Annotated in this window: 4 protein-coding genes; all 4 read left to right on the top strand. The window is 71.0% G+C overall.

The genetic code is table 11. The annotated features are described in order from the left end of the window. The first annotated feature begins 1,901 nt into the window (after nucleotides 1-1,901). Genes PUR56_RS13270 through PUR56_RS13255 form a run of 4 tightly spaced genes read left to right on the top strand, consistent with a single transcriptional unit; the run spans nucleotide 1,902 to nucleotide 7,735 of the window. On the top strand, nucleotides 1,902-2,885 hold the full coding sequence (locus tag PUR56_RS13270) for an ABC transporter permease (protein ID WP_329949053.1): 984 nt from the start codon (nucleotides 1,902-1,904) through the stop codon (nucleotides 2,883-2,885). Between the two features lie 13 nt (nucleotides 2,886-2,898). Then, a complete protein-coding gene (locus PUR56_RS13265; RefSeq protein WP_329949052.1) occupies nucleotides 2,899-3,885 on the top strand; it encodes an ABC transporter permease in 987 nt (328 codons plus the stop codon). Next, entirely contained in the window at nucleotides 3,882-6,002 is a 2,121-nt protein-coding gene (locus PUR56_RS13260; RefSeq protein WP_329949051.1) for an ABC transporter ATP-binding protein, read from the top strand. The genes PUR56_RS13265 and PUR56_RS13260 overlap by 4 nt, the downstream gene beginning before the upstream one ends. Before the next feature lie 47 nt (nucleotides 6,003-6,049). Next, the gene (locus PUR56_RS13255) at nucleotides 6,050-7,735 is read left to right on the top strand and encodes an ABC transporter family substrate-binding protein (RefSeq protein WP_329949050.1); all 1,686 of its coding nucleotides are present in this window, start codon (nucleotides 6,050-6,052) and stop codon (nucleotides 7,733-7,735) included. The last annotated feature ends 97 nt before the right edge of the window (nucleotides 7,736-7,832 follow it).

Below are 7,832 nucleotides of genomic sequence, written 5' to 3'. Positions count from 1 at the left end.
CTTGACCGACGCGAGTCGGAATGCGTCGTCGAGTACGGGCAGGGCTGGATTCTTGCTGCGCTTTGAACTCATACGCTGACTTACCTCCGGTGGGGGGCGTCACATCCGTTATGGCACCCCGTAGAGGAACACGGTATCCGAAGCGGGAGCCGAGTCGGCTACGACCACTGTCCAGGTGGGGGCGCGGGAAGACAGCAGGCGGTGGGGTAGGTGGTGAGCTGCTCAGAAGGCGAGTCCGTCGGGGGCCAGGGGCGCCGGGCCGGCGCGGGTGCGGGCTCGCTCTCGCCGGGCGGCTGGCGAAGGTCCGAGCCCTGCTCGACCGGCAGAAACCGGCGGCCACCCGACTGGGTGGGCACGGGAGCGTCGGTGGCGGGCCCGGAGAAGGCGGACAGCGAGAGGCTGCGACGGGCGGTCATGATTTCCCAGCCTGGCAGCTCCGGGTCACCAGGCGGGGCCGGTGCACCCGCCCCAACCCTGCCCCAGCACATCGCAAAGCGCTCCCACCAGGCGAAACGGGGTGGGACGGTCTGAGGACAGTCCCACCCCGGCGCCCCCCGAGCGCAGCGTCAGGCGGTGGCCTTGAGGTCGCAGGTGTATAGATAGGCGGTGGGGCAGGCCGGGCAGCCGCGCACATCGACCAGGTCGGCGACCGCGTCGAAAAGCTCCTGTGCGCGCTCGGCGGAGCCGACGTGGTTGCCCAGCAGGGTGAGCCCGAAGTCGTCCTCCCTGCGGGTGCGGGGAGCGGCAACCGGGTTGCCTGTCGGGTTGGCGGCGCTGGGGTCGTCTTCGCGCGGGCGGAGGCTGGCCGCGGTGGGTGAGGTCGATCGGGACGCCGTCCCAGCTTTCCCTCTACAGGAGGGTCACCCGGCCGCGGCGACACGTGCGTGCCTGGTTCTTCCCGCCGGGGCGGGGGTCGGCCGGTCTTCGGTGGCAACACCGACGCCCGCAGGAAGTTCCCCGGTCGAGCGGGGGTCGGCTGCTGCCTGGCGGCCGTGTCCAGCGCCATGGCGCTACCGTTGGCGGGACGTCCAGAACCGCTCCACCCGCAGGCCGAGTCCCAGGAAAGACGACCATCCGGTACGACAGCATCTACCCGATATGACCGAATCAACGAATCATGCACGGAACCAGCTTCCCGGGCCGTAGAGTCACTGGTCAGAGAGTCTGCTCCCCGCGCCTGCGGGGGTGATTCCGACCACAATGGTCGTGTAACGGTTTCGGACATCTGCTCCCCGCGCCTGCGGGGGTGATCCCTCGGCACCGCGCTCACGCAGGCCGTCCGGCAGCTGCTCCCCGCGCCTGCGGGGGTGATCCCACGGCCGGGCGCTGGCGACGGTGAGCCGCCACTCCGTTGTCCCTGGGGCCCCGAGGACGCGATTCACTACGACGCCCCGGTTGAGTGACCGACACCAGGACCGCGAACAGGCCCACTTGCCAGGTCGCCGTCGTCCGGTTCCCGAGGTCTCGTCCGGCGGCGTCCACGTCGCCCTGCCCCGGACCGGCCGGGACACGACGGGCACGGTGCTGAGCGGGATGCCGCCCCGGCGAGCGCGGGCCGGCCGAGGGCGAGGCCGACGCCCCTCCCCGCACCGGAAGCTGACGCCGTCTCTACCGCACCGGCCGCAGCGGCCACAGGGCCCGGGGCCCTGCGCTGCTACGACCCGTCCCACCTGCGGATCGATCGAATTGTGACGCGGACACGTCCATTTGCTGCGGGGGTATTTCGTCTTCGTGTCCAAATGCCCTGATCTCTGGTGCCACGTGTCGCTCGCACACAGACTGGCCTCTGCACGGTCGTGCAACCACTCCCTGGATCGGAAGAGTTCCACCCGCATGCCTAGCTCCCCCAGACCCGCTACTCCCCAGCCGCACCCGCCGCATCCGGTGGGGAGGTGGCGTCCGTGCTCCGGTACGTGACACGCAGGGCGGCGGGCTGGCTCCTGGTCATCTCCGTGGCCACCAACGCCACGTACTTCCTGGCCAGTTGGTTCCTCGACCCGCGCTCGAACTTCAAGGAGCTGCGCCCGGTCCGCACCGAGGAGCAGATCTCCCGGGCCTTGGCCCCCTACAACCTCGATCCGCACGAGCCGCTGTTCCACCGCTGGTGGGACTGGCTGACCGGTGTGGTCCTGCGCTTCGACTGGGGCCGCTCCCCGGTCGGGGTCCAGGTGAACGGGGAGATCGGCTACCGCTCCCTGGTCAGCGCCGAACTGGTGATCGGGGCGACGGTCCTGTCCGTGGTCGTCGGTGTCTCGCTCGCCGTCCACACCGCCTCGCGCCAGTACGGCTGGCGGGACCGGGCCGCCCAGGCCCTGTCCATGGCGCTCTTCAACGTCCCGGTGTCGATCGCCGCCCTCGCTCTGGTGTTCCTCGCCATCCGGCTGAACGAACAGGCGGGTTGGCACTTCCTGTACGTCGCAGGGGAGAAGTCGCCCGACGTGGAAGGGTTCTGGGCGACGATCGGTGACCGGCTGGCGCACCTGATCCTGCCGACGCTGACACTCACCCTGACGGGGTACGTGGGCTACCACCTCACCCAGCGCTCCCTCCTGCTGGACGTCATCGGATCCGACTTCGTGCGCACCGCCCGGGCCACCGGGCTCACCCGCGCCCAGGCGATCCGCCGACACGCCCTGCGCACGGCCCTGATCCCCACCGCCCAGTCCGTGGCCTTCAGCATCCCCGCCGCCTTCACCGGCGCGGTCCTCACAGAGACGATCTTCGGCTGGAACGGCATGGGCCAGTACTTCATCCAGACCATCAACAAGAACGACGTGCACGGCACCGTGGCCACCGCCGCCTTCGCCGCCGCCCTGACCGCGGTCGGCGCGATCCTCGCTGACATCACCACCGTTCTCCTCGACCCGAGGGTGCGGGTCAGCTGAGATGGGCACCCCTATGAGTCCCGACGCGACCTCCGAAAGCGTCCTCGCCACCGCCACCGCCACCGCCACGACCGCCGCCGCCACCGGGGCTGCCCCCGGGCCGACCGCCGACCCTCCGCCCACCGAGCACGACGGGCGCTACCTGGGACGGCACCGCCTCTACCTCCGCCGCTTCCTGCGCAACCGGATCGCCGTCGCCGGCGTCGTGATCTTCCTGCTGCTCGTGCTGTTCAGCGCGTTCGGCGACCTGTTCACCCCGCACGGCTACGCGGACGCCGACTTCTCGGCCCTGACCCAGGCCCCCGGTGCCGAGCACTGGTTCGGCACCAATCAGGGCGGCAACGACATCTACGCCGCCGCCGTGCACGGCCTCCAGCGCTCGCTGACGATCGCGGTGAGCGTGTCCCTGCTGACCGTCGCCATCTCCGCGGTCGTGGGCGCGGGCGCCGCCTACTTCGGCGGGCGGGTGGAGAAGGCCACCCTCGCCCTCATCCACTTCCTGCTGATCGTGCCCTCCTTCCTCATCCTCGCCCTGGTCTCGCACCGGCTGGCCGGCGACTGGCGGGTCCTCATCCTCGTCCTGACGGTGTTCGGCTGGATGTCCACCGCCCGCGTGGTCTGGTCGGTGTCGACGTCCCTGCGCGAGCGCGACTACGTGCTCGCCGCGGAGTTCATGGGCGTGCGCCCCCTGCGCATCGTCGTGCGCCACATCATCCCCAACCTGGGCTCCCTGCTCATCGTCAACCTCACCCTGGGCGTGGTCTCCACCGTGCTCAGCGAGACCGCCCTGTCCTTCCTCGGCTTCGGCGTGCAGACCCCCGACGTGTCACTGGGCACGATGCTCGCCGACGGCGCGGGCACCATCACCAGCGCCCCCTGGCTCTTCGCCTTCCCCGCCGGGCTGACCGTGCTCCTCACCGTCTCGATGACCTTCGTCGGCGACGGCCTGCGCGACGCCCTCGACCCCACATCCACCGGTGCGGCAGGAGGCCGACGATGACCCTCGCACCCGCCCGCCCCACCGGGCCCGCGGCCGGGCCCGCCGAGCCCGTACCCGTCCTGTCCGTTCGCGACCTGCGCGTCTCCTTCCCCTCCGAGGCCGGACCGGTGGAGGCCGTACGCGGCATCGACTTCGACCTCCTGCCCGGGCGTACCCTCGGCATCGTCGGCGAGTCCGGCTCCGGCAAGTCCGCCACCGCCCTCGCCGTCATGGGCCTGCTGCCGCCCACCGCACACCTCAGCGGCCGGATCCTGCTGGGCGGCCGCGACCTGGCGGCGATGGACGACCGGGAGATCTCCCGGGTGCGCGGCAAGGACATCGGCATGGTCTTCCAGGACCCGATGTCCGCGCTCACGCCCATCTTCAGCGTCGGCCGGCTGCTCTCCCAGGCCCTGCGCGTGCACCGGGATCTGTCCACGAAGGACGCCTGGGAGCAGGCGGTGGAACTGCTCGACCTGGTCGGCATCCCCGACCCGCGCGAACGCGCCAAGTCGTTCCCGCACGAGTTCTCCGGCGGCATGCGCCAACGCGTCGTCATCGCCCTGGCCATCGCCAACAAGCCCTCGGTCCTCGTCGCCGACGAGCCCACCACGGCGCTCGACGTCACCGTCCAGGCCCAGATCCTCGACGTGCTGCGCCTGGCCCAGCGCGAGACCGGCGCAGCTCTCGTCCTGATCACCCATGACCTGGGCGTGGTGGCCGGCCACGCCGACGACGTCGCCGTCATGTACGCCGGACGGATCGTCGAGCACGCGGGCGTCGACGAGCTCTTCCGCCGGCCCACGATGCCCTACACCGCCCGTCTGCTGGCCAGCGTCCCCACCGTGGACAGCGGCGTCCACCGGCCCCTGATCCCGGTCGGCGGCGAGCCGCCCTCGCTGGCCGCCCTGCCCGCCGGATGCCCCTTCGCGCCCCGCTGCGCGGTGGCCCAGGACGTGTGCCGCACCACCGAACCGGACCTGACCGCACCGGACCTGACCACACCGGACCTGACCGCACCGGCCGGGCAGCCCGGACGGGTCGCCTGCCACCGCGCGCAGGAGATCGCCGACGGAAGCCTCGACCCGGCCGCGGGCGCCGTGCCCGTGCCTGCGGCCCGCGCCGGGGAGCGGACCGCCGGCGAAGTGGTCCTGCGCGTCGAGGACCTGGTCAAGACGTTCCCCGTCACCAAGGGAGCCGTCCTCAGGCGCCGGGTGGGGACCCTGCACGCGGTCAACCACGTCAGCTTCGAACTGCGCGCCGGCGAAACCCTGGGTCTGGTCGGGGAGTCCGGCAGCGGCAAGACCACCACGCTGCGCGAGGTCCTGCGACTGCGCGCCCCCGAGGGCGGCCGCATCGAGGTGGCCGGCACCGACGTCGCCACGCTGCGGTCGGCCGCCCAGGTGCGCGAGCTGCGGCGCGACATCCAGATCGTCCTCCAGGATCCGACGGACGCCCTGGACCCCCGGCTGACCGTCTTCGACCTGCTGGCCGAACCGCTCCGGGCCGCCGGCGCCGACCGGTCGGCCGTCCGGGCCCGGGTCACCCGGCTCCTGGACCTGGTGAGCCTGGACCGCGCCCTGGGCGACCGCTTCCCCGCCGCCCTGTCCGGCGGCCAGCGCCAGCGCGTCGGCATCGCCCGCGCCCTGGCCCGCGAGCCGAGGCTGCTGGTCCTGGACGAGCCGCTGTCCGCCCTGGACGTCTCCGTGCAGGCCGAGATCATCAACCTGCTCGCCCGACTGAAGCGCGAACTGGGCCTGGCCTACCTCGTGGTGGCGCACGACCTGGCCGTGGTGCGCTACTTCTCCGACCGCATCGCCGTGATGTACCTCGGACACATCGTCGAGTCCGGCGCCACCGAGGAGATCTTCGCCCGGCCCCGGCACCCGTACACGAAGGCCCTGCTGTCGGCGATCCCGCTGCCCGATCCTGAGCGCGAACGCCACCGCGAGCGCATCGTCCTCGCGGGCGAGCAGCCCAGCGCCGCCAGGCTGCCGGAGGGCTGCGTGTTCGTCGACCGCTGCCCGCTCTACCGAGTTTCCGACCAGAGCGTACAGACGCGCTGCCGCACCGAACGGCCGGCCACCGCCGGGACCCCGGACGGCTCCGACCACCAGTACGCCTGCCACGCGGTCTGACACCCGCGCCGCCCCACCCCTTCACACCGATCCCACAAGGACACCCCATGCGTAGGAAGCTCACCCTGCCCCTCGCGCTCGTCGCGGCCGTCGCGGTCGCCGCCACCGCGTGCTCCTCCTCGTCCTCCTCCGGGCCGGACGCCAAGGAGACCGCCAAGGACACGGCCAAGGTCGCGTCCTCGGTCACCGACTACAACCCCCAGCCGTACGAGAACATCAAGGACGGCGGCACCTACACCACCGCGGGCACCTTCGACGAGCAGGGCAACCCCTTCAACGTCAACGGCACCCTGAACACGCTGCGGATCTGGTCCTGGTACAACGCCGACGCCATCACCTACTCGCCCACCGGCGAGGTCCAGTACAACCCGGACTACTACAGCGACGTGAAGGTCTCGGTCGAGGGCGGCGACCAGAAGGTCGTCATCACCCTCAACCCCAAGGCCGTGTTCAACGACGGCACCCCGATCGACTGGCGGGCCATCGAGGCCACCTGGAAGTCCAACAACGGCACGGACAAGGACTACGCGGCCTCCTCCACCGACGGCTACGACCTCATCACGTCCGTCACCCGGGGCGCGGACGACAAGCAGGCGGTCATCGCCTTCAAGGGCGTCAACGCCTCCTGGTCCGCGCTGTTCACCACCTTCCTGCACCCCCAGGCCGCGACCGTCGCCAACTTCAACCAGGCGTACGTCAAGACGGCCCACCCCGAATGGGGCACCGGACCGTACACCGTGGGCACCTGGGACGCCCAGTCCGGCAACATCACCTTCGTGCGCAACCCCTCCTGGTGGGGCCGGAAGGGCAAGCTCGACAAGCGCGTCTACGTCAACCTGGAGAGCGCCGCCGCGATCAACGCCTTCAAGAACGGCGAGATCGACTACGCCCCCGTCGGGACCGCGGAGAACCTCAAGCAGGTGAGGACCTCCAAGGACGCCGAGGTCCGCAGCGGCGGCAGCCCCTTCGAGTACGCGCTGTACCTCAACACCAAGTCCCCGCTGCTCGGCGACGTCCAGGTCCGCAAGGCGGTGCAGGAGAGCATCGACCGCGCACAGATAGCGAAGATCCGGTTCCAGGGCCTCGACTTCACCGAACCGCTGCCCGGCTCGGCGGTGCTCTACAGCTTCCAGCAGGGCTACCAGGACAACCTCACCGCCGTGCTGAAGTACGCCCCGGAGCAGGCCCGGAAGACCCTGGACGCGGCCGGCTGGGCGCCCGGGGCCGACGGCGTCCGCACCAAGGACGGCCAGGAGCTCGCACTCGGCTACACCCTGCTCGGAGACGACCCCATCGAGAAGGCCGTCGCCGGAGCGTTCACCGCGATGCTCAAGACCGTCGGCGTGAAATTGACCGTCAACAAGGTCTCCGTGAACGAGTTCTCCAAGGTGCTCAGCGACCGCCGCTTCGACCTGTTCATCTCCGGCAACCGCTCGACGGACCCCTTCGGCGCACGGTACCTGTGCGACTTCTACTGCTCGGACCGTGACTCCAACATCACCGGAGCCGGCACCCCCGAGCTGGACAAGGAGATCCGCGCCACCGGAGAGATCGCCGACATCGGCCAGCAGATCGCGGCCGTCAACAAGATCGAGCAGAAGGCCCTCCAGCAGCACGCCCTCCTGCCGCTCTACAGCGGACCCTCCACCTACGGCCTCCGCAAGGGCCTCGCCAACGTCGGTGCCGCCATCTTCAACAGCCCGCTGCCCGAGACCATCGGCTGGCAGAAGTAGCACCACCGGCGCCCCGCGAGGGGCGAGGCGGAGCCGCCGATCGGGCCGCCGTGCTCGTCGGCGGCCCGCCCCGGCCACACGTCGGCAGGCCGACGAG

The organism is Streptomyces sp. BE303 (assembly GCF_036290945.1).
Classification (GTDB): domain Bacteria; phylum Actinomycetota; class Actinomycetes; order Streptomycetales; family Streptomycetaceae; genus Kitasatospora.
Note: the sequence above shows the minus strand (reverse complement) of the source record. Positions and strands in the feature narration are given on the sequence as shown.